This window comes from Sorangium sp. So ce448, assembly GCF_051520915.1.
Lineage (GTDB): Bacteria > Myxococcota_A > Polyangia > Polyangiales > Polyangiaceae > Sorangium > Sorangium cellulosum_B.
Map to the genome: position 1 here is coordinate 366104 of NZ_CP150343.1, position 22143 is coordinate 388246.

A 22143-nucleotide genomic window follows, 5' to 3' on the forward strand; every position below is an offset into this window, starting at 1 on the left:
GCTCCGGAAGCCGGCCGCGGGCGCGCCCCGGTCGCCGTTCGGGACCTTCGAGGAGCCGGGGAGCGACGACGGGGAACGCAACGCCGTCAAGTGTGCATGCCGGGGAGCTTGACGCCGCCGGTCACCTTGGTGATCTCGGTCTCGACGAGCTTGTCGGCCGCGTCGAGCGCCGAGTTCGATGCGGCCACGATGGCGTCGAGCGCCATCTCCAGGCCCTCGCTCGCGAGGAAGGCGGGGTCGACCTCGATCCGGCGCACCTTGCCCTCGCAGGAGACCACGACGGTGACCTTGTCGCCGGCGGCGGTCGCGCTCACCTCGCGGTCCTTCAGCTCGCCCTTCACCTGGTCGATCTTGCGCTGCATGCGCGCCGCCTGGCGAACCAGCTCGTTCATTCCGCCGCGAAATTGCATATTCAGATCGGCGTCTATGCCGTGAACCGCGCCGCGCCGCAACCGTGAAGGGGAGGGGGACGGGGGAGGGGACGGGGACGAGGAGGGGCGCTGGACGCGCGGCCCGCCAACGCAGCGCGCGGCCGTTCGACGCAGCGCGCGGCACCACGGGCGTCTCCCTCCGGGGCCGCCCGCCGCGAGCGGGCTCCTCCGTCTCTTCAGGGGGCTCGCTGGCGCGCTCTCCAGGGGCTCCTTGGCGCGTGCGGAGGCGCGGTTCCGGCCGGTTCCGGCCCGGTTCCGGCCCCGGCGCGTGCGGGGTGCATTTTGTGCGGCAATTCTGGCAAACTCTCCGGAATGCAGGGCGACTTCCGTACCGGCCACAGCCGCGGCGACGCGCCCGCGAGAAGGTGCTAGTCGAGCAGCGTATGAGCTACGTCGTCCTCGCGCGGAAATGGCGCCCGCAGTCCTTCGAGGATCTCGTCGGACAGGAGCACGTCTCCACGACGCTCGCCAACGCCATCGCGCGGGATCGCGTCGCCCACGCGTTCCTCTTCACGGGCGTCCGCGGGGTCGGCAAGACGACGAGCGCCCGCATCCTCGCGAAGGCGCTGAACTGCGTCCACGGGCCGACGGCGACGCCCTGCCAGACGTGCGCGCCGTGCGCCGAGATCACGGTCGGCGCGGACGTCGACGTCCAGGAGATCGACGGCGCGAGCTACAACGGCGTCGACGAGGTGCGCAAGCTCCAGGAGAGCCTGCCGTACCGGCCGGCGCGCGACCGGTTCAAGATCTTCATCGTGGACGAGGTCCACATGCTCTCGAACGCGGCGTGGAACGCGTTCTTGAAGACGCTCGAGGAGCCGCCGCCGCACGTGAAGTTCATCTTCGCGACGACGGAGGTGCACAAGGTCCCGGTCACCATCCTGAGCCGGTGCCAGCGCTACGACTTCAAGCTCATCGGGGCGCAGGCGATCGCGGCGCGGCTCCGCTGGGTGCTCGATCAGGAGAAGATCCCCGCCGACGACCCGGCGCTCAGCGCGCTCGCGCGGGAGGCGGCGGGGAGCATGCGCGACGCGATGAGCCTGCTCGACCAGGTGATCGCGTGGGTGGGGACGAGCGGCGATCGCATCACGGCCGAGGGGGTGGCGAAGGTGCTCGGCGTCGCCGACCGCGTCGTGCTGCACCGGCTCGCGGGCGCGCTCGTGGACGGCGACCCTGCGGCGTGCGTGCGCATCGTCGGCGAGCTCGCGCAGGAGGGGTACGATCTGCCCCACGTGGCCCGCGATTTCCTCGCGCACCTGCGCGATCTCGTGGTGGCCAAGGTCTGCGAGGATCCGGCGCCGCTCCTGGATCTCGCGGACGAAGAGGTCGCCGACACGCGCGCGCTCGCGGCGCGGGCGGACGCGGACGATCTCACGCGGCTGCACCAGGGCTTCTCGCGCGCGTTCGACGACATCGCCCGGAGCGGCCAGCCGCGCGCCTCGTTCGAGATGGCGCTCGTCCGGCTCGCCCGGAGGCCGCCGCTCCTGCCGATCGACGAGCTGCTGCGCCGCCTCGGCGATCTCGAGCGGCGCCTGAACGGCGGAGGCGGCGGAGGCGGCGGCGGGGGTGGCGGTGGCGGCGCGCCGGAGCGCGGGCCGCAGCGGCCCGGCGCGCCGTCGGGCGGAGCGGCAGCGCCCCGGCGCGGGGCGGCCTCGGCCGAGGCTGCGCCCGAGGACGCGCGCGCCTCCGGCGCGGCGGCGTTGAATGGCGTGGCGGCGGCGAACGGCGTGGCGCGAGCGAACGGCGCGGCAGCCACCGGCGCGCCGGCGAACGGCGTCGCCTTCGCGAGCGGCGCAGCGGGCGCGGGCGGGGCTGGGAGACCGACCGGCGCGGCGGCGAACGGCGCGGCGGCGTTGAATGGCGTGGCGGCGGCGAACGGCGTGGCGCGAGCGAACGGCGCGGCGGCCGTCTATGGCGCGCCGGGCGGGAGCGGGGTGGCGAGAGCGCACGGCGGCATGGCGGCGAACGGCGGTGTCGCGGCGAGCGGCACGTCGGCTGCCAACGTCGTCCCCTTCGTGAACGGCGCGCCGGGCGTGCACGGCGCAGCGACCAGCTTTGCGGGCGGCGGCGCCGCGCCGGCCTTCGCGAAGGCGTCGCCGTACGCGAGCGGCGCGGTCGCGCCCGCGTACCGCGCCGACAGCGCTCCGCCGCCGTCGCCGCGCGGCGCGCTGTACTCCGTTCCGCAGAGCGCGCCGCAGTTCGTGGCGCCCGGCTCGGCGCCGAGGTCGAGCGCGCCGCCCTCGGCGCAGGGCCCGGCGCCAGCGTCGAGCGCGCCGCCCTCGGCGCAGGGCCCGGCGCCAGCGTCGAGCGCGCCGCCGCCGCCAGCGATGAGCGCCGAGGACCTCGCCACCTGGCGCGCGGTGATCGCCGCAGTCAGGGTGCAGCGGCCAGCGCTCGCCTCCGTCCTCGAGCACGCGGCGGTGCTGGAGCTCACGCCGACCCGCGTCGCGCTCGGCTACGAGGCGAACTCGTTCCTGTCCGGTCAGGCCACCGAGCCGGCGTCCCGCGACCTGCTCGCCCGCGTCCTCGGCGCCCACTTCGGCGCCCCCGCCGAGCTGGTCTTCGAGACGATCACCCGCGGCAGCGCCGGCCCGTCGCTCGCCCAGGTCGAGACCGCCGAGCGCAAGGCCCGCATCGACGCTGCCAAGCGCGCCGTGGCCGACCACCCGCTCGTCACGGCCGCGATCGAGCTGCTCGGCGCGGAGCTCAAGGACGTGCGGCTCGCTCAGGACTTCGCGGAGGGGTGAGGGCCCCGCGCCGCCGCGCCATGCGCCCTGGCGCGCCGAGCATGGTCGTGGGCTGACGGCGGGGCGGCCTCAGCCTCGGTTTCGCAGCCAGCTGCGGAACGCCTTGACCGCCTCGTGTTGATCCGTCCAGCGCACGAAGCGCGCGAGCGCGACGAGATCCAGATCCGGAATGAGCTCGCTGGCCGCGATGGGCTCGTACTGCTCGCCGCGCAGCGCGTGGAGGTGGAACGCATCGCGCTCCCAGAACCAGACTTCGCGGACGCCGAGCCCGCTGTACACAGGCAGCTTGTCGAGCCCGCCGCTCGTCAACACCACCTCGATCGCGATATCGGGGAATTCCTTCAGCGTGCCGCCAACGCAATAGCACTCGTCGGGCTCGAGGCCGCGTGACTTGGCCTCGCGCCGGAACGTGGTCGAGCCGTAGCCGTAGAGAGGCACGTCCCGCTCCAGCGCGAAGAGCTCGATGAGGCGGGCGATGCTCTTCTTCGCCACTTCGTGATCGATGGACGGCCTCATCAGCTCCAGCGTTCCCTCGCAGAAGGTCATCCGCAGGCCAGGGGTGTCGAGCTCGTCCCGCAGCCTCACGTAGGTCTGCCAGGGGACGCCGTGGAGCACGAACCGCTGCTCCCCCGCAGGAGCGGTCGAGGACGGAAGCGGCATGTGCGCAGCGGCTACCATGGGCTCGTGCCCAGGATATCACGCTCGATGAGCCGCGCGCGGCTCGCAAGGAACTCCGCCCGCTCCTCCGCCGTGCCGGGGCCGACGTCGATCACCTCGAAGCCCGAAGCGCGGTAGAGCGCGCCGAGCCGCTGGTTGATCCGCTCCGCCTCGGCGGCGCGCGCCTCTCTGCTCTTGCCCCAGCGCGGCTCCTGGAGCTCCGGCATCACGGCGAACAGGAACACCAGCGCATAGCGCTCGAACGCGGGCTCACCTTCCGGCCAGGGGTACTCCGCCTCTCCGCTCGTGCGCAGGTAGTACTCGACCGGATCGAGGTACCCGCGCTCCAGCCAGTCTCCATCGCGCGCGTCCGCCTCGATCTTCTTCTGGGTCTCCAGCACGAGCGCGGCAAACTCCCGCTTTCGACACATCGGACAGAGGTGCTCCGGCGCGTCGATCGGGTGAAACGGCGCGTCCGGCGCGTGGCCGTGGGTGCGCGCGCCGAGCTCGTCGAGCACGCGCCGGTGCGCCTCGACGTGCACGCGGTAGCCCCGCGTGGACGCGAGGTGACGGAGCGTCGTGGTCTTGCCGCACGAATAGGCCCCTGTCGCCACGAAGAGAGGTTTGCTCATCACCAGCCCGCCGATCGCCGCGCCCACCACACCGAGCCTGCGCTGCGCTCGATCGCCCGCCCGATGCGGGACATGAAGTGAGCGACAGCCTCCATGACGCCCGCGTGATCCTCGTTGTGGTCATGGCCGGCCAGGACGGCGCCCGGCTTGAGCCTTGGCCACCAGGCTTCGAGATCGGCGAGCACGGCCGCGCGGTCGTGCGAGCCGTCGAGGAACACGAGATCCAGGCTGGCGTCGGCGAAGCGCGCCGCCGCGTCGGTGGACGCCATCCGGAGCACGTCTGGCTGGATCCCGAGCGCCGCCATGTTCGCCCTGAACGCGCCGGGCACGTCCTCCGCGGCGAGCATGGCGCGATACCTGTCGGCGTACTTGTCGCTCGAGCCTTCCCAGGTATCGACGCAATGGAGCGCGACTCCATTCTTCGCGGCGAGCCGCCCGACGTACGCCGTGGAGAGCCCTTTCCACGAGCCCACCTCGACCATCGCGCCGCCCCGGAGGGGGCGCACGAGCGCCCGGTAGGCGAGGCCGTCCTCCTCGGAGAACCAGCCCTGGATGGGCGCGACCCGGGTCACCGGGAACAGCGCGAGCAGCGCCGCTCGCTTCTGCGCCGGATCGCGGTACTCGTACTGCCTGTCGCACAGCTTGACGAAGCAGCGGGCGTCGTGCGCGATGAACAGAGGCCGCTCGATCACGGCGAATTTCTTGAGCGACGTGGACCGCTCGGGCTCCCGTTCCCCTCTCCGGATCTCGCCTTCGGTCGTCGCGAAGATCACGTCTTCGTGCCGGATCGGACGCCCTTGATCCGGGCCGTCGGTCCAGGCCCTCTCTCCGGGGTATCCGGCGCGGTCGGTGCCGTGCTCGAGGAGGCGAGACAGCTTGTCCGCCTCGCTCGCGCGGAACAGGAGAGGGTGAGGAGCGCCGCGCTCTTCGAGCTCGTCCAGGGCCTCCTCGAGGAAGAGCAGATTCCGACCGATATAAGGAAGGGGGAGGATGAGCGGTGTCATGACGTGGGCAGCGAGGCGCGCATCGAAGGGGGAGGGCCGAGGATGCCGTCCCAGGGTTGCCAGGTCGAGGCGAGCCTCGCATTGGGGTGGAAGATGAGCTCGTGGACGATGCCCGGGCCCGAGCGCTTCGTCTCCTCGAGCTGGGCGAGGTCGGCCTCCTCGAAGACGACATCCATGTCCTCGAAGCGGAACACCTCGACATAGTAGTAATAACCCACGATCTGCCGCTCGAACGAGAACCGCGCGTCGGCGCTCAGCGCGTCGAGGAGCGGCTCGAGGCGGACGCGGGCGCGATCGCTGTATTTGACGACGTGGTTCTCGACCACCGCGGTCGGGTCGGTCTTCATCAGCTGCCGGAAGATCACGTTGTCCACGCCGAGCGACCGGGCGAAGCGCAGGTAATCGACGATGGGCTCGACCGCGTCGATCTGCCCGTCGAGGAGCACGCACGAGAGGCGCACCCGGGTGCCGCCCGCGGCCGCCGCCGCCACGACGCTGCGCAGCTCGTCGGCGCGGAGGCCGTCCTTCATCACCATCAGCCGTGCGTTCCTGTCGTGATCGGGGTGGGCGCGGCTGATGTTGAGGTGCTGGATACCGGTGTCGACGATCCAGTCGATCACCCGCTTTCCTTCGCGCTGCTGGAGCAGCCCCGAGCCGTTCGTCGTGAGCGTCCGCTTGCGGCCCCGGTGGGCCTGCCCGAGCGCGAGGATGCGGGGCAATCGCGGATCGTGGCTCGGCTCGCCGCCGGTCACCGAGATCGTCGGATCGAGCGGGCGGAGCGCTTCCAGGGACGCCGCCATGGCATCGAAATAACGGCCGTCGTCGTCCTCGACGCTCTTCTGCACCGACAGGCTGCGCCCGCGCGACGCGGGCCTGAGCTCCTCGACGCAGAAGTGGCATTTCGCATTGCAGGGCTGACGGCTGTAGATGGAGAAGTTCGCGTTGCGATAGACCTCGATTGGCCGCCCCCACAGGTCGAAGCGCACCGTGTCGCCGGCGGTGCTGTTGCCCTTGAGATCGAAGGCGCGGCTCTTCAGGCGGCGCCATTCCTCGCGGAAGGGGCGGGCGCTCACGGCAGCCTCCTCATCGCGTCGGAGCGCGCCACGAGGTCGGGGCCGAAGGCGCTGCCGTCCGGGTTGAGCATCGTGAAATGGGTCCCGACGAGGAAAGGCTCGTCCCAGTCCTCGCGCTTCTGCGCGAAGCCATAGCGCTGGAGGTGGAACACGTTGGCGAGCTCGAGGAGCCCCGCGTCGCGCACCGCCTCGACGACCCATGCATCGCCGTCGGGCTCGGTCTTGCGCAGCCGGACGTTCAGAACGAGCTGGCGATCGCCGCCGAGCGCGGAGAGCCGCTCGCGCAGGGCGCGCGCGAGGGCGAGCAGCCCGTCGTCGTTCTCGAGGAGGTGGTGGTTCACCGAGAGCTTGATCGTGGCGGGCTCGCCGAGCTTCTGGAGCCACGCGTCGAGGCCGGCTGGATCGCGCGGGATCTCGACGCCGTTGGTCACGACGACGACGCGCGCGCAGCGGGGCTCGGCGCGGGCGAGGTGGACCATCTCGTCGAAGTGCGGGTGGATCGTGGGCTCGCCGCCCTCGAGCTGCACCTCGAAGGGGCCCTCGGCCGGGAAGCTCGCGAGGTAGCGGTCGAGGGCGAGGAAGGTCTGCCCCCGGGGCGACGAGCAGGTGCAGCACCACGGGCAGGAGCGGTTGCAGTGGTTCGAGGTGGCCACGTAGAGCCGGTGCGGCCGCTCCGCCGTGGGGCGGTCGAGCGGCAGCGTGCCCGTGAGCGTGGCGTTCTGGGGGCGCGTCGCGGTCGGCATGGAGCCTCCTGCGAGGAGGATACGGCGGGGTGGGGAGGGGATGAAGGGGATCTGCGGATCGGTGGAGTGACGAGGAAAGCGGGGGGCTCGCGACAGCGCCGCCTCACTGCACCGCAAACACCCCCATCCCGCGGAATCGCCCAGATCCGATCGCAACGGGGCCGACCTGCGGCCCCGAGAAGCGGACGCGAACGTGGTACATCGGACCGCTGACTTTGTCCGGGGGTAGGTACCGGCTCGCGACGTCGACGCCAGGGCGGAAACCGACCTTCCGCCATTCGAGCTCTTCGATCGCATCGACGACCTCGGGCTCGAAGCCCGCCTGGAGGAAGGCCTTCCTCAGGAGACGCTCGGCCTTCCGAGGTGATCGGTCGTCGTGACCTGGCAGCACCACGGGCGTCACGGTCGACCACTGCTCGCTGGCCATGACATACCGAGACAAGACCCAGTCGTTTGACGGCAGCGGGTCGAGGAACGCCACCGGCTCTCCCTCCCACACGAGATCATATCCGGCGAGATGGCTCTGCATCCACGCGAGCTGCTCGTCGAGGCCGGGCGGCGCCGCCACCATCACACGGGCGATTCCCTCTGCCCGCCCGGACCGAGGCGTGATCGTCGGCAGCGGCACAAACGAGAACCTCGCCGGAGGCACATTGCGCGCGTCCACGTCCTGACCGTGCCCATGAACGAGCGTTTCCGCCGAGCCGAAGGGCCAACCCTCACATAGCTCGGCGACCGCATGCCGGACCCACGCCGCGACATCGCGCGCCCGCCTCGGTGGATCCAGTGAGAGCCGGTCGCCGGTGATCGGCTCGATCAACCGGAACGCGACGAAGGGCCGAGGCGCGGGATCGGTGACACGCGAGTACGGCTCGAGCGCGAAGGTCGAGAGCGGGGGTACCGGCCGGAACGTCCCCCGGTCGAGCCGCTGGAGAAACTGCGTGTGCTTGCGCTCCAATGCATCGAATGTCCCCGCGATCGGGCGCCGCAGCGTCCGGCCGCCGTGTCTGCCAGGGATCCATCGCTCGCCTCGGATGCCTCCCGCCGCGTCGCTCGCATCGCCCGCCACCATGTCGATGCCCCAGCCCAGGTGCGTGATCGAGCGGGCCGCCGCGCGGAGCGTCGCCAGGTGCGCGTCGAGCTCTTCGACACCTAGGAACACGTAATGGACCGCCGCCTGCTCTCCCCCCAGCCGCACCGGCCGCACATCTTTCTCGGTGCGGTAGTCGGCCAGGCTCGCGTCGCGACCTGCAGACCACGCCTTGGCGACCTTGTCGCCGACGTTGTCCGGCACGAAGAGCCGATACGGCGAGCCCGTGGGCACCGCGGGCGGCGCCACGATCTCGGGCGCCGCTTGACGCTCCAGCCAGCGCAGCGCCGCGACCGTGCGGGCACGTCGTTCCGGGTCGCCCTGACGTCCCACCGACGACGCGACGAGAGCCTGGAACAACCGCAGCGGCGACGGCGGCCATTCGGGATGACCGTCCTCCCCCCGGCCGTGGCTGTACGGCTGGAGGAAGTGAACCGTGACGCGGAGCTCGGACGGCATGATCACATCACCCCTTGGCCTTCTTGCCCTTGGCCTTCTTCTCGCCGTCTCCTGCAATGTCGCGCCTGGCGCGTTCCTTGTCGAAATCGACCGTGCGGCTCTCGCCTACCCCGAAGGCCTTCGCCGCAGCCTTCGCATAAGTGATCGCCTCTTCGTGGGAGAGCGTGAAGGGCCTGCGCTCTCCGGACGGATAGACTTCCTCGATCCGGCGTGGCTCGGGCTTCGACGCGTCAAGCACGAGGTTGCAGCCCTGCCGCAGATACCCCGACACGTTCGCGGTGAACGCGGTGACCGCGACACCGAGCAGGTAGCGGCGAAGGGACCTCGTCCGCTCCGGGTCGCTGCCGGCAGCCAGCAGCCGGAGCGCCGCCAGGCTGAGCGTCGCTTCCCGCCGGATGCCCCCCTTCGCGATCACACCGCCGTGCGACGCGCTCGCTGGCACATGAATGAAGCCGCGCTCGGCGTAGGCACTCTTCGTCGACTTGTCCGCCGGCTCCTCGAGCAACTCGTGCCCCACGTAGTCGATGGCCGGGACGTACTGCGCGGAGCGTGTCAGCTTGCGTACGTTGCGTGCCCGGATCGTTGAAGCGATGAGGCGCGGCGCCTTCGCCTGCGTGTCGCGAGAGTCCCAGACCCCGAAGACCAGCGACGTCGGCGCCACGCGGGCGAGCGGCCCCGCATCGCCCTTCAATAGCGCTTTGAACGCCTGCTGGAGCTCTTCCTGAAGCGACGAACAACGCACCACCGCGTCGCCCGCGCGGTGTCCTGCTTCCAGCAGGCTCACGATGCGGTCGCCTGCCCGAATGCCGATTTGCGGCACCAGCTCCGCGTAAGGGGCTTTGCCGAACATCGGCTCGATACGATTGGCCTGAGAGCCGACGCTGTCGATCAGACAAACGTTCTCGCCGTCGGGAGGGCCATCAATATTGTAGCCGCCAGCGAAGGTGTCTCCCGCCGCGAACGTCGGCGGGAAGACGACGCCTTCCGGCCCCTCCACGGAGACCAGCTCGTCCAGGAGCACCAGGGCCGCCGGTCCAGCGTCACCGAGAAGCGCATCGAGTTTCGTGAGTTCAGACATGGATCACCCTCTTTCTCCGATCGGAACTGCGGAACGGAAAGCCTTGTGCTTCTTCTGGCCAGTACGGAACCAGTTCTCGAATCGATACGCGCGTGTCCCCGCGAGCGACACGGCAGAGCTGACCACGGGAGCCGCGAGCGTGATCGGAAGTGGTGTCTCCCAGGTGCGATAGACGAACACTCGCTTCTGGCCGGTGGGAGCGGGTCGACAGCGCTGGAGGCCCACCAAACATAGGGCTTCTACAGCCGGAAATGCCGTGGTTGTCATTTCGAGATCATTCGGCGAGAAGCCCACGTCGCGTGAGTGCGCGTTCGGCGCGCGGCGCGCGTCGAAGTAGAACGGCTCGACCTTTTTGGCGGGGTCGTCGGGGTCGTAGACGATGAAGCCCCTGTCGAAGAGATCCTCGGTATGCAGCTCCCGATGCCGGAGAGACGCTACCATCGCCTGTGCGATGCGGACGCTCTGCATCGTGCCTGCCCATACCTTCAGGTCGCGACCGCCGGCATCCTCATCCTTCCACCAATCGAGCCGCAGATCGAAGGGCGCTAGCACGTGGACGGGAGACGACGCGTCGTCCTCGGCGTCGACCTGCACGAGGCGCGTGATCGTCCAGCGATCGAGCAGGCTAGACAAGGTGCACTCAGCGTCCACGCTGAAGTACGCTCCCTCGAAGTGAGCCGTCGCATGTCCCGCGAGCCGCGTCGCCAGCTCGAGGAGCCCACAGCACGCAAAGAACTGACCGGGGTTGGTCACGTCCACCTGGACACGGAAGCTCATCGCTCCACCTCCACCACCTGCGAAGGCTGCGCGCTCGCGGCGTAGTCGGCCGCGCGCACCAGCGACTCGAGATACGCGAGGCCCCAGCGGCCGAAGCGCTTCTGCAGCGCCGCGAAGCGCGTCATCACACGCACGCCGACCTCGCGCACGTCGAGGCCCTTCGCCTCCGGGTCGAACTGCTCCTCCGGCGGGAAGTGCGGGCGTGCGCGGCCGTGATGTGCCGCGATCAGGTGTAAGGCGAGCTCGCGCCCCTCGAGATCCAGCTCGGCGAGGAGGCCGTCGCGCTCCGCGTCGAGGATGGACCCCAGCTCGTGTCGGTAGGGGCTGACGTCGATCGGACGCATCGAGCCGCCGGACTTCGCAAGGAGCCGCGTGCGATCGGTGTTTCCGATGCTCCGTTGCCACACGCGGCGGTCCTTGCCGATGTCGTGGAGCTTCGCGGCCACCACGACGGCCCGCTTCACATCCGGGTCGAGCGGCAAGCGCTCGACGATGCGACGCGCTTCGCGCTCTACGTCCGCGCAGTGCACGTCTAGCAACACAGGTTTTTCGGCGCTGCGCGAACCCTCGTCGTCCGCACGTCGCGGCAGCTCGTACCAGCTCCAGCGCTGAGTTCTCTCCTCCGCTCCCTCGTCCTCACCTTCCACCTGCTCATGGTCCTCGAGGACGAGCGTCCGGATCAGCCGCATTCCCCTGGGCGGCCGCGATTCGCCGAGCAGACGCCGTCGTATGGGCCTCCCGCTCTCGTCGTGCCACGCGTCGGCGACATCGATGCCGTCGCGGCTTGCCGGCATTCCGCCCTCGAGAGAGAGCAGCCCTCCCACAGGGCTGCAGTACTTGGGCGGGAGGAGCAGCGTGCAGCCCGCGAGGTTCGCCTCGTTGGTCTTGCGGTCGTCATGGACCAGCGCAGCGAGCGTGCGTTCCGCGTCCACACGCCCATTCGCGCTCACCACCCACACAGGCGCGCGCCGTGCTTCCGGATGCTTTTCCACGAGCCCCGCCAGCGTGTCGAGGATCCGCAGCGTGCGATCCGTCAGCACCTCGTGCGGCTTGAGCGGGTAGTCGTCGATCAAATCCTGTGCGGGATAGCGAGCGAGAAGGTCTCCGGTCACGAGAGCCACCTCGTCACGCCACGCGACGTGGGTCGTCGGCGGCTCCCACTCCGCGACGCCGTGCAGATAGGGTGCCACCGGCGGACGACCGGGAAGCTCGTCCCGGATGGTCGTCATTGCCCACGCATCGAAGAGGATGTCGCTTGCGGTGAGCAGTCGCGGTTCAGGCGCGAAGGCGGCTTGCCGCCTCCTGGGATCGAGCGCGGAGAGCGCGGCAGGCGATGCATCGCCATTTAGCGTTCGCAGCAGCGCGAGCGTCTCAAGGCGTCGTTGCGCGTCCCGAGCCTTGTCCGCTTCGAGGCTCGCAGGGTCGGGATGGAAGACATGAATTTCGCTGTCGGTCCGCTCGCCAAAGCGATTCACCCGGCCGAAGCGCTGCGCCATCGAGTCGAAGGTCGACAGGTCGCAGACGAGGTGATCCGCCGAGATGTTCACGCCCACCTCTCCGGCGCTCGTGCACACGAGGTACACGGTCCCGGTTGCATCCGTCGCGCCTGTTCCCGGGAGGAACCGACGGAATACCGGGTCCTCGTCGACGAGCCGATCGCGCTCGATGCCACGCATGGTGCCTGTGAGCTGCTGCACCTTCGCGTCCGCCTTGCGGAGGCGGCTCACGGCGCTCGCGACGTCCTCGACCGTGCGCAAGAAGACGAGCACCGACCGGCCCGACGGCGCGTACCGGAGCGCCTGGCCGACGATCTTCTCCACCAGGTCTCTATCGCCGTGCGGATGTAGCGTGAGCTTCTTGACGGCACGAAACCGTCTAGAGACGACGGGGTGAGCGATATCCTCTGCCCCGAGGCGAAGCGCCTCCGTGCCGCTCCGCGGCGTCGCGGTCAGCGCCATGGCCCGCAGGGGCCATCGATCTCCCTGGCGCCGCTGCTCAACCTGGATTGTCTCGATGAGGTGCTGGAACGCGGGTTCGAGGTGCGCCTCGTCGTGCACGATCAGGGCGTCTTGCCCGAGAAACCCCGCATGGAGCGGGCGCGCTCGGAACCCAATCCGGTATCCGCTGAAGAGCAGGCGACTGCCGATCATGTCGACGGTCCCACAGATCACCGCTGGCTGGGCCGGATCTGCCGACCATGCGCGATTGTCTGCCATCTGTCCTCGCAGCGTGGAGATGGCGAGCGTCTCCTCGATTCCCGCCTGGGCGAGGTTCTCGCGGAGCCGCTCGACCTCATCGGTGGTCTGATCGACGACCGTGCGTCGATTCACCACATAGACGAGCCGCCGCGGTACCGAAGCGCCAGCGGATCTCGCGAGCAGCCACACCGCGATCACCGACGTCTTGCCGAGGCCGGTCGGGATGTCGCAGCTCGACGGGATGTCGCCTGCGAGCAGGCGCTCGTAAAGGGCACGTTGCCACGGAAAGGGCCCATTCCCTGTGAGCGCGGTAAATGCCTCGTCGAACGTTCGCTTCACCATGGCTCCTCTCGCAGATCTACTCGAATTGCGCCATCTGGTTCGCTATGGCCTTTTCGCCTCGGCATGATGCGCTGTCCGCGAGCCCGTCTCCCCGCGCGATGTATGGTGCGAGCGGCGGAGCACGGCGATTCCTCCGGCGGTGCCGCGGAGGTGGCTCGCCCAGCATGGCGAGGCGTTCCATGCGGCTCCCGAGCAGCGGCGCGTGCCGCGAGGGGATCTCGGGACGCCGCGGTCGAGCCGTGCGCACTGTCACCGCTCGCTTCACTGAGCGGGCGTACGTGGCCGTGGGGCGGGAAGAGGGGGACGCTCTCGAGCCAGGCAGCGTGGGGCGGAGGAGGCATCGCGTGGGACGTTCCAGGTGCTGGACGTGCGAGGAGAGCGCCTTCTGTTGACCGGGGGAGCTTCGCAGAAGAGCGGAGGTATGGGAAGCGTCCGATGGGCGATCGGCTGCGGCTCGTCCGCGCGGCCGCGGCGGCCCACGACATCGCAGACTGGAGCCTCGAAGACGGACAGCGTGCGCAGGATCCGGCGGAAGTTCCGGGCTTCGTGCGCGTCCAGCATCTCGAGGTACGGCGAGGAGGGCGTCGACCCGGGCGTGTGAGGTGGCCACGGTGCCGGTCCTACGGCCGACAACGGGCCCTCCACATCTCTGAAAGCGAAGAACGCGTACGCGTCTACACTTGCGGTTTGCTGCTCAAAATTATCACTATTTTAAGTTTTTTCTCGGTTCTTGACCCCTCCGGCGGCACCAGCGTCTCATGACCTTGCAAGGAGGCGCCATGGCGGTGGAGCGAGCGCACGAGGGTGTTGCCGAGGAGCCGGTTGACCCGCTGATCCGGGCGAAGCCGCTCCCGCGGAGGTTGCCTGTCACGGGGGCGCCGCCGGAGCTGGTGCCGGCGCGGATGATCAACGAGGTGCTGTATTGCGAGCGCCTGCTCTACCTGGAGTGGGCGCAGGGCGAGTTCGAGGACAACGTCTTCACGGTGGAGGGCCGGAGCGTGCACCGGCGCGCGGACGTCGCGGGCGGCGAGCTGCCGCCGCGGCCGTCCGGCGCGGCGGGCGGCGGTATCGAGGCCGAGGCGGCGGCGCCGCCCTCGCCCACAAAGGGGCGTCGCACCTCGGGGAAGCGGGCGGACGCCGACGACGAGGCGGAGGAGCCTGCGCCGTACGAGGCGCGCAGCGTGTGGCTGTCGTCGGAGCGGCTCGGCATCACGGCGAAGATCGATGTGGTGGAGGGCGACGCGTCGGGGCGTCTGGTCCCGATCGAGTACAAGCGCGGCCGCGCGCCGGACGTGCCCGGAGGGGCCTACTTGCCGGAGCGCGCGCAGCTCTGCGCCCACGTGCTGCTCCTGCGCGAGCACGGGTACACGTGCGACGAGGCGGCCATCTACTTCGCGGCGTCGCGCCGGCGGGTCTCGATCGCGATCGACGACGCGCTCATCGCCACGACGCACGCGGCTGCTGCCCGCGCGCGGGAGGTGACGGCGGCCGCGGCCATTCCGCCGCCGCTCGTCGACAGCCCGAAGTGCAACGGCTGCTCGCTCGTGGGGATCTGCTTGCCCGACGAGACCAACCTCTTGCGGCGTCTCGACGGGGAGGAGCTCGACGCGGCGGTGGAGGCGGAGAGAGGGCGCCCGCCCGTCGAGGCCGATGGGTCGGAGGAGCTGGAAGGCCCGCTGGACGTGGACCCGTGGGGGCTTGCCGGCGCGGCGGGCACGGAGGCGAGATCCGAGGACGCGGACGAGCAGGCCGGGGCGGAGCTCAGGCGCCTCCACCCTGCGCGGGACGACAAGCTCCCCGTGTACGTGCAGGAGCAGGGGGCGCGCATCGGGCTCGCGGGGGAGCGGCTGGTGATCACCAGCCGCGCCGGCGGGCACACGGAGGCGCGGCTCTCGAACACGTCGCAGGTCGCGCTGCTCGGCAACGTGCAGATCTCGACGCAGGCGATGCGGGCGCTGCTGGAGCGGGGGATACCGCTCTGCTTCATGACGTACGGCGGCTACTACCTGGGCCGCGCGACGGGGATCGAGTCGAGGAACGTGGAGCTCCGGGTCGCGCAGCACCGCGCGGCGGCGGACGAGGCGTTCTGCCTGTCGTTCGCGCGCGGCGTCGTGGTGTCGAAGATCAGGAACGCGAGGACGATGCTCCGGCGCAACCACGCGGCGCCCGAGGCGGCGGTGCTGTCGGAGCTCGACCAGCTCGCGCGCAAGGCCGCGGGGGCGCCGTCGTTGCCGTCGCTGCTCGGGATCGAGGGGACGGCGGCCCGGGTGTATTTCGGGGCGTTCGCCGGCATGTTGAAGGGCGCGGGCGAGGCGAGGGGCGAGTTCGACCTGGAGGGGAGGAACCGGCGGCCGCCGCGCGATCCGGTGAACGCGCTCTTGTCGCTGGCCTACGCGCTGCTCGCGAAGGATCTCGCGACGACGCTGGGCACCGTCGGGCTCGATCCGCTGCTCGGCTTCTATCACCAGCCGCGCTTCGGTCGGCCGGCGCTGGCGCTGGATCTGATGGAGGAGTTCCGGCCGATCGTGGCGGACTCGGTGGTCGTGGCGGCGATCAACAACGGGGTCGTGGCGCCGGACGATTTCCAGCGCTTCGGCGGCGCGGTGGCGCTGCGGCCCGCGGGGCGCAAGAAGTTCCTCCAGGCCTACGAGCGGCGGATGGACCAGCTGGTGACGCACCCGGTGTTCGGATACCGGATCAGCTACCGCAGGGTGCTGGAGGTGCAGGCGCGGCTGCTCGCGCGGGTGCTGCTCGGCGAGGTGGAGGCGTACCCGCCGTTCCGGACGAGGTGAAGGCGTCGTTCAGGACGAGGGGAATGAAGGCGCGGCGCACGGCGCGGGGGAGCGCGGGCCGAGGGCGCGAGGGAGCGAGGGCGCGAGGGAGAGAGCGAGGGAAGGAGGACGGCGTGAGGCAGAGCTACATCGTGAGTTACGACGTGTGTGATCCGAAGCGGCTGCGGAAGATCTTCAAGGCGATGCGCGGGTACGGCGACTGGTTGCAGCTCTCGGTGTGGCAGTGCGAGCTGAGCCGGAGGGAGCTCGTGGAGCTGCGGCGCGATCTCGGGCAGATCATCGATCCGAGGGTGGACCAGGTGCTGATCATCGACATCGGCCCGGCCAACGGGCGCGGGCTGAGCGCCATCGCGTCGCTCGGGAGGGCGTACGTCCCGTCGGAGCGGGTGGCCGTGGTGGTGTGAGGCGCTGCGCCGGCGGGGGAGGGGGACGGTCGAGCTCGCGGCGTGCGGCCTGCGGCGCTCGCAGGGGGCGACCTGACGGGGGCGGGAGATACGGGCTGAGCCGCCGGCCGGGAGTGCCGCCATGCTGGCGGGAGGATCGTCGAGGTGAAGGTCCTGAGGAGGGGAGCAGGGGGCGAGCGGTCTTCAACGAGCCGCCGGGTCCGCGAGCCATGCGGCGAGGGCATCCGCGGCGAGCTCCAGCCGGACATCGTCGAGGCGGGAGAGGCCGAGGCGGTCGAAGCGTTCGGCCAGCACGGGGCGTTCGGCCTCGGACAGCGTCCGCCCGAGCTTCTTCTCGAACTGCGTTGCCAGCGCCTGGATCTGCCCCTCCTTGAGCCCCTCCTGAAGCGCCTCCCTTCGCGCCTCGTCGCGGATCGATTGCTGGAGCTGCTCGAACCACTGCTGAACTTCCGTCACGATCTCCTCCTCTTCCGCATCTTCTGCCGTGCGTGCCGCGGGCACGGCCGGGGTCTCGAAACGCAAGCGTACCAGCCAGGGCAGGGCGATGCTCCTCTCCCAGGCGTCCTTGGGCAGGGCGGCGACCTCCCGGATGGCGTCGCGGAGCACGGCGCGGGCGCCGAGCAGGCGCAGCAGCAGGGTGCCGCGGGTGCGCGGCAGCTCGGCGATGGCGACGACGTCGACCCGCCATCCCGGCGCGGCCCGGTAGAGGCCGGGGCACCCCGGCACCGGGGCGAAGCCGAACGCGTCGAGCACGGTGGCGGGCCGGCCGCTGCTGAGGACGCGCAGCCGCGGGAAGGGGACGGCGCCGCCCTCGCGGCGCTCGAGCTCGTGGTGCCAGTGGAGCTGCTTGCGAACGCAGCCGCGCAGCTCGGCGGGGCCGGGGGTGTCGTGGAAGAGCTCGAACTGGCAGGCCTCTGCCGCGAGCTCGCCGAGCAGGCCGAGCTCGGCGCGCAACGCGGCGCGGGCGGGATCGGGCACGTACCAGATATCCATCGTCTGGGAAGCCGCGATGACCTCGACCTGGGTCTCGGTGGGGCCGACGACATCGAGGGTGTCGCGAAGGACGTTCTTGCCGAAGGCGTCGAATCTGCTGCGCATCGGTGCGGGGCGAGAATGGGATTCGTCGGACCTGTCAGCAAGCCAATTTTCGCGTGGGGCATGCTGATTTTGCGAAGCGAGGGAGAGAGGCGTCGCGTATTGGGGAGGAGCAGGAGCAGCGGGTTTACGCGTGCCGCGTCGATGTCGTGTTCCAATTGCGTTGCGCGCGCGGCGCTGCGCGTCCGGCGCTGGGCATCACGTGCCGCGTCCGGGCATGCGCGAATCGATGGATGGAGGGGGGAAGGGCGCGCGATAAGGGAGAGGCCGTGTGCGCGGTGGGGCCGCGCCGCGCCGTTCAGCGCGCCTTGCGCTGTTGCGCTGGCGCCCGACGTCGAGAGGGTCGACGACCGCGCGAGGTCCCGTCGAACGGCCCTGCCGGGAAGCCCGAAGCCGTCCCGGCGCCCCCGGCCGGGGCGGTCGGCACGCTGTGAACCCGTCCGGGGGATCTGGCACGTCCAGGCGGGAGATGGTTGGACCCATCTCCCGCCTGGACGTGCCTCCACCAAAGATGGGGGCACCCGTCTCCGCGGTGCAGGTACGAGCGCGCTCGCCCGGGGGGGCTGGGACGGTCCGGGAACGCGGGTGAGCTCGGTCGCACAGGCTGCCTCGGGGAGAAGGATGACCTGTCCGGCGCAGCGATCGACGGCCGGCGCCACGGTTACCGCGGTCCTGGCGCCAGACCCGCCAGAACACGCCGGCCCCGCAGGACGCACGCGCCGCGCGGGCGTCGGCGGGGCGGTGGGGGTCCCCGGTATCGTGACAGCTGCAGGAGGAAGGAGAAGGAAGGAGCGCCGGTCCCGTGCGCGTGCGCCGTTTCGTAAGGAACGGATCCGGCGGGGGGGAATCACGGTGAGCGACGGCGGCGGATGGTGGGGAAGATGGCGGCGGTGGGTCGAGCGCGGCCGGCGCACCGTCGAGGGTCCGAGCCATCGGAGCTCCGCGTCGCGACGCGCACCGACTGTGTGTGCGGACGAGGCCGGGTTGGAGAGACACCGCCGCGCGCGACGACGGAAGGGCTGAGCACGGCGAGGCGGGGGTGTGGTAGAAGGGAGGCGACGGGCCCGCTGCGAGCGGTGGAGTGACGCCAAAATCCCGGGAGGCGCTCGCAACGCCGGTAGGTGTTTGAAATGACGATGGTTTTCGAGAGGGAGGGGTGCCTCCGGAGGGCCCCCGGGCAGCCGGGGAAGGGGGGCGAACGGGAACCTCTCGCAAACCGGCTTGTAAGTACGCGAAATGTCAGGTACGCCTGGGAGGCCTCTCTCCGCCGCTGAAAGGCGGCGGCCCCATTGAAGCAACTCCTCCTGTCCCTCCATCGCGCCGAACACGGGGACTCTCCGCCGCTGAAAGGCGGCGGCCCCATTGAAGCTATCTGTGTGCGGGTTGTTGACGCGCAACGATGCTTCCTCTCCGCCGCTGAAAGGCGGCGGCCCCATTGAAGCGCACCTCGTTTGCCGGGTTCCTCGGCGCCACTCTCGGCCTCTCCGCCGCTGAAAGGCGGCGGCCCCATTGAAGCAACGCCGTCTGCACGGCCTTGTCGACGGAATCGTCCACTCTCCGCCGCTGAAAGGCGGCGGCCCCATTGAAGCGGCGCCGTGCGCCTCTGACGCCAAAGGCCCGCAACGGACTCTCCGCCGCTGAAAGGCGGCGGCCCCATTGAAGCGGATCGCCTTGCAGCGCGAGGGGGAGCCCGAGGATCTCTCCGCCGCTGAAAGGCGGCGGCCCCATTGAAGCAGCTTCAGGCCCTTGGCGAACTGCGCGACAAGCACGCTCTCCGCCGCTGAAAGGCGGCGGCCCCATTGAAGCGAGGAGATCGTCGCGAACTTCCACGCTCACCCCGCGTTCCTCTCCGCCGCTGAAAGGCGGCGGCCCCATTGAAGCGTGCCGGGCAGCGGGCTCGTGGACGGGATGCCTGTCACTCTCCGCCGCTGAAAGGCGGCGGCCCCATTGAAGCCCGTCGCCGTCGACGTACCACGGCCGCCCGACCTCAGCTCTCCGCCGCTGAAAGGCGGCGGCCCCATTGAAGCGGTGCCGACTGCGACGCGCCCGCGACGGCGCAGGGCGCTCTCCGCCGCTGAAAGGCGGCGGCCCCATTGAAGCGGAAGTAGCACCGCCCCGCCGCCGCATCCTCGGCGCTCTCCGCCGCTGAAAGGCGGCGGCCCCATTGAAGCGCTTCTGCCGATCTTCGAAAGGCACAACGACTCGGCTCTCCGCCGCTGAAAGGCGGCGGCCCCATTGAAGCTCGGAAGATTCTGGCGGAGCGCGTTACCGCGTGGCAGCTCTCCGCCGCTGAAAGGCGGCGGCCCCATTGAAGCGGCGAGATGACCCGCAGATCGGCCATGCCCTTGATCCTCTCCGCCGCTGAAAGGCGGCGGCCCCATTGAAGCATCTCCGATCCTGAGCTCGGTTCGGGCTCCGCCCGGCCTCTCCGCCGCTGAAAGGCGGCGGCCCCATTGAAGCCGCCTCGTTGACGCCCGCGTGCGCCATCAGCGCGACCTCTCCGCCACTGAAAGGCGGCGGCCCCATTGAACGTGGATTTCGCGCCCACGGGGCACCAGTGGTGCCGACGGCGACGCGCGAGCGGCGTTCCGCCGACGAATGCGACGCCAATTACAACTGCGCGTTCCCAACGCGTCGCGAAGGCACACGCCCCCCTTACCCCCCGCAATGACTTTGGCTGGTTCCAAGCTCAATTGAGCTGGCGAGCGAGCTGCGAGCGCTCTGGCACGTGCAGGGTCGTGCCCCGACCCGACCGGGCCAACCTTCCCGGGACGAGGATCAGCGCGCGGCGCAGCCACGGCGTTCGCCAGCTCGCGAGGTGCGGAACATGGTCGAGCACATACCGGCGCATCAGGTTGGCGGTCAGGAGCTTCAGCAGCAGCGCGGCATGATTGGCGTTGAAGCTGTGGCTCGGCACGCGGCCGCAGCCCCACCCATGCTTGAGATCGCCGATGAGCGGCTCGATGCCCGCGCGCAGGTCATACCGCGCCGCGACGTCTTCCGGCGCTTCGACCGGCTCGTTGGTCAGGAAGACCTGCACCGTGTAGTCGAGGTCCTCCCAGAGGTAGATCTGCTTGCCATTGTACCGATCGCGTGTTCGTACGGCGATCACGCGGACGCCATCCGGCCAACCGCTGCGCCGGAAGGGGACCTCGGCGACCTGTCGTCGAGGACGACCATCGGCATCCCAGTCGATGGTACGCCATCCGGTGGCGTAGGCGACCATGCCCACCAGATCGGGGCTCATCCGCGCCTTGGTCAGGAAAAAGCATCCCTTCGCGGCGACGGCGTGCATCAAGGCGCTGCAATCCCCCGCTCCGTCGATCCGCACGTAGATGGCCGCGCTCGGCGCTGCGGCGCGCGCCCGGTCGATGCACTGCTCGACGAAAGGCACATCGGCTTCGCCGAAGCTCGTGTCACCCGGTCGCAGCTTGGCTCCGACGACGGCGTCGGCCTCGGCGATGCGCGCCAGGATCGGATGATAGCTCGGCCGGCCGTGGTATCGCGGGTTCGGGCCTGGAAGCGCCCCCTCCTGCATCCCGAAGAGCGGCTCCACGGTCGTGTCGACGTCGAGGTGCACGAATCGGTGCTTTCGCCGCGCAATGAGGGCGAGCCCGTGGTCGACGACCATGCCGTGCAGCGCTTCAACCGCCTCCTCATCGAAGCGGCACAGGTCCCGGTAGACGGTGTCGATGCTCGGGACGACCCCGCCGGCGAGGCGTACGAAGAGCGGATCGACGGCGAGCGCCTCGATGCCGAAGACGCGCTCCTCGCCGGCGAGCGCGCTGTCCATGAGCAGGCGCATCTGCGCGGCCATCGGGTAGATCACCGAGCGGCCCGTCTTCAGCCGGGAGAACCTGCGCCTCAAGGCCGCGTCGACGCCGAGCTGCCGGATGAAAGCGCCGAACGGGGCAAGCCCTGCGACGCCGGTCAGGTTCTTCTCCGTCGGTTCGACGTGGATTCTGCATGGGTCTGGCCGCCGGATTCGCTCCTGGTGCCGCCCGTCGCCTTTCCTCTTGAACCCGAGTTCGCGCCGGCGCACCTTGCAGGTGCTCGGCGTGTGCCTTCGTTTGGTCATAGCAACCCGGACGGGTCGCCACGCCGAGCCTTTCTTTCAAGGCGTTCCGTTTACGGCGTCGAATTTCTCACGCCTCGGACCGGCATCGTAGGCGCGAAATCCACGTTGAAGCGAATGCCCTCCGAACCCCGGCGCGAACTAGTGGGCCTCTCCGCCGCTGAAAGGCGGCGGCCCCATTGAAGCTGCCACGCTGGCGGACGCGTGGCTTGACCTCGGCGGACTCTCCGCCGCTGAAAGGCGGCGGCCCCATTGAAGCGCGACAACCACAAGGTCTACCGCTGGATCCCAGGCAACCTCTCCGCCGCTGAAAGGCGGCGGCCCCATTGAAGCACCAACAGCGCGAGCACCGACGAGATCACGGACGCCGCTCTCCGCCGCTGAAAGGCGGCGGCCCCATTGAAGCTGCCGGTCGACGGGAGCACGGCGCTCGCCGTCCTGCCCTCTCCGCCGCTGAAAGGCGGCGGCCCCATTGAAGCTCCGCCATGGCCATGCGCCCCGTCCAGGCGCCCGTCTCTCTCCGCCGCTGAAAGGCGGCGGCCCCAT

The 22143-nt window shown here is 70.2% G+C and carries 16 protein-coding genes and 2 CRISPR repeat arrays (1 of these 18 running past the window's edge); of the genes, 4 read left to right on the top strand and 12 right to left on the bottom strand.

Annotated elements, in window-relative coordinates:
* Positions 1 to 86: 86 nt before the first annotated feature.
* Positions 87 to 410 (bottom strand): YbaB/EbfC family nucleoid-associated protein, encoded by a 324-nt coding sequence (locus tag WMF45_RS01445; RefSeq protein WP_437719478.1) that lies wholly within the window; start codon positions 408 to 410, stop codon positions 87 to 89.
* A 404-nt stretch (positions 411 to 814) separates the two neighbouring features.
* On the opposite strand from WMF45_RS01445, the gene dnaX reads away from it, so the two are divergent.
* Positions 815 to 3178 carry a DNA polymerase III subunit gamma/tau gene (gene dnaX / locus WMF45_RS01450; RefSeq protein ID WP_437715189.1) on the top strand — a complete coding sequence of 788 codons (2364 nt, stop codon included), beginning with the start codon at positions 815 to 817 and terminating at the stop codon, positions 3176 to 3178.
* A gap of 69 nt (positions 3179 to 3247) precedes the next feature.
* Here the strand turns inward: dnaX and WMF45_RS01455 are convergent, their stop codons facing one another.
* The 9 genes from WMF45_RS01455 to cas3g form a co-directional block, all read right to left on the bottom strand.
* The gene (locus WMF45_RS01455) at positions 3248 to 3856 is read right to left on the bottom strand and encodes a Uma2 family endonuclease (RefSeq protein ID WP_437715190.1); all 609 of its coding nucleotides are present in this window, start codon (positions 3854 to 3856) and stop codon (positions 3248 to 3250) included.
* Positions 3850 to 4467 (bottom strand): AAA family ATPase, encoded by a 618-nt coding sequence (locus tag WMF45_RS01460; RefSeq protein WP_437715191.1) that lies wholly within the window; start codon positions 4465 to 4467, stop codon positions 3850 to 3852. Before WMF45_RS01460 ends, WMF45_RS01455 begins: the two co-directional genes overlap by 7 nt.
* On the bottom strand, positions 4467 to 5471 hold the full coding sequence (locus WMF45_RS01465; protein ID WP_437715192.1) for a class I SAM-dependent methyltransferase: 1005 nt from the start codon (positions 5469 to 5471) through the stop codon (positions 4467 to 4469). Before WMF45_RS01465 ends, WMF45_RS01460 begins: the two co-directional genes overlap by 1 nt.
* A complete protein-coding gene (locus tag WMF45_RS01470; RefSeq protein WP_437715193.1) occupies positions 5468 to 6544 on the bottom strand; it encodes a radical SAM protein in 1077 nt (358 codons plus the stop codon). Before WMF45_RS01470 ends, WMF45_RS01465 begins: the two co-directional genes overlap by 4 nt.
* Positions 6541 to 7287, bottom strand: coding sequence for a radical SAM protein (locus WMF45_RS01475; RefSeq protein ID WP_437715194.1), 747 nt, complete (start codon positions 7285 to 7287; stop codon positions 6541 to 6543). The genes WMF45_RS01470 and WMF45_RS01475 overlap by 4 nt, the downstream gene beginning before the upstream one ends.
* A gap of 103 nt (positions 7288 to 7390) precedes the next feature.
* On the bottom strand, positions 7391 to 8836 hold the full coding sequence (csb2, locus tag WMF45_RS01480; RefSeq protein ID WP_437715195.1) for a type I-G CRISPR-associated protein Csb2: 1446 nt from the start codon (positions 8834 to 8836) through the stop codon (positions 7391 to 7393).
* 7 nt (positions 8837 to 8843) lie between these two features.
* Positions 8844 to 9914 carry a type I-G CRISPR-associated RAMP protein Csb1/Cas7g gene (gene cas7g, locus WMF45_RS01485; RefSeq protein WP_437715196.1) on the bottom strand — a complete coding sequence of 357 codons (1071 nt, stop codon included), beginning with the start codon at positions 9912 to 9914 and terminating at the stop codon, positions 8844 to 8846.
* A gap of 3 nt (positions 9915 to 9917) precedes the next feature.
* Positions 9918 to 10691: a hypothetical protein gene (locus tag WMF45_RS01490; protein WP_437715197.1), complete on the bottom strand. Its 774-nt coding sequence runs from the start codon at positions 10689 to 10691 to the stop codon at positions 9918 to 9920.
* The gene (cas3g, locus tag WMF45_RS01495; protein ID WP_437715198.1) at positions 10688 to 13231 is read right to left on the bottom strand and encodes a type I-G CRISPR-associated helicase/endonuclease Cas3g; all 2544 of its coding nucleotides are present in this window, start codon (positions 13229 to 13231) and stop codon (positions 10688 to 10690) included. Before cas3g ends, WMF45_RS01490 begins: the two co-directional genes overlap by 4 nt.
* 421 nt (positions 13232 to 13652) lie before the next feature.
* Here cas3g and WMF45_RS01500 point away from each other — a divergent pair, with 421 nt between their 5' ends.
* From WMF45_RS01500 to cas2, 3 genes are all read left to right on the top strand, one after another.
* Positions 13653 to 13832, top strand: coding sequence for a hypothetical protein (locus WMF45_RS01500; RefSeq protein WP_437715199.1), 180 nt, complete (start codon positions 13653 to 13655; stop codon positions 13830 to 13832).
* A 178-nt stretch (positions 13833 to 14010) separates the two neighbouring features.
* Positions 14011 to 16023, top strand: a complete 2013-nt coding sequence (gene cas1, locus WMF45_RS01505) for a CRISPR-associated endonuclease Cas1 (protein ID WP_437715200.1) — start codon at positions 14011 to 14013, stop codon at positions 16021 to 16023.
* A 113-nt stretch (positions 16024 to 16136) separates the two neighbouring features.
* Entirely contained in the window at positions 16137 to 16427 is a 291-nt protein-coding gene (gene cas2 / locus WMF45_RS01510; RefSeq protein WP_437297341.1) for a CRISPR-associated endonuclease Cas2, read from the top strand.
* Positions 16428 to 16610: 183 nt separating this feature from the next.
* Here the strand turns inward: cas2 and WMF45_RS01515 are convergent, their stop codons facing one another.
* Positions 16611 to 17525: a hypothetical protein gene (locus tag WMF45_RS01515; protein ID WP_437715201.1), complete on the bottom strand. Its 915-nt coding sequence runs from the start codon at positions 17523 to 17525 to the stop codon at positions 16611 to 16613.
* Positions 17526 to 18782: 1257 nt separating this feature from the next.
* A CRISPR array of direct repeats spans positions 18783 to 20054; the repeat unit is 36 nt; unit sequence CTCTCCGCCGCTGAAAGGCGGCGGCCCCATTGAAGC.
* Between the two features lie 157 nt (positions 20055 to 20211).
* Entirely contained in the window at positions 20212 to 21600 is a 1389-nt protein-coding gene (locus WMF45_RS01520) for an IS1380 family transposase (protein ID WP_437711387.1), read from the bottom strand.
* Positions 21601 to 21747: 147 nt separating this feature from the next.
* Positions 21748 to 22143: direct repeats of the CRISPR family, unit length 36 nt; unit sequence CTCTCCGCCGCTGAAAGGCGGCGGCCCCATTGAAGC; it runs 4101 nt beyond the window's last position.